This is a genomic window from Prevotella sp. HJM029, from assembly GCF_000599605.1.
GTDB lineage: Bacteria > Bacteroidota > Bacteroidia > Bacteroidales > Bacteroidaceae > Prevotella.
In genome coordinates, this window is the sequence record NZ_AZHT01000090.1 from 1 (window position 1) to 378 (window position 378).

1 protein-coding gene and 1 pseudogene are annotated in these 378 nt (G+C 44.2%); both read right to left on the reverse strand.

What is annotated here, in order from left to right; all coding sequences use genetic code 11:
* Nucleotides 1-136 (reverse strand): annotated as a pseudogene (locus tag X919_RS16520) (site-specific integrase); the annotation flags it as partial.
* A gap of 12 nt (nucleotides 137-148) precedes the next feature.
* A partial coding sequence (locus X919_RS14860; protein ID WP_036917174.1) for a tyrosine-type recombinase/integrase occupies nucleotides 149-378 on the reverse strand: 230 nt, incomplete at its 5' end.

Sequence of the window (378 nt, forward strand, 5' to 3'; positions counted from 1 at the left end):
AGACTTTACACTCTTCTCCTGTGGTAATGGCGGTGCTCTTTCCGTCTATGGTGATACGGCAGAGAATGGCTGTCTTTCCGTCTGCCCTTGTTTTCTGTCTGTTGATATAGAACAGTATCTTGAATGTACTTTTCATAATGCTCGTCTTTTATATGGTTAAACGTAAATCTTCGGTGAAAGAAAGGAAGCGGTCAAATTCCTCAAAGAGTTTCTGTGGTGTAACCTTTGCATAACGCTCGGTCATGCTTACATTGCTATGTCCGAGCATCTTGCTCACCGTTTCAATAGGAACTCCTTGCTCAAGCGTAATAAGTGTGGCAAAGGTGTGTCTTGCCGTATGCGTGGTAAAGGGAAAGGCTATACCCTCTCTAAGGCGCA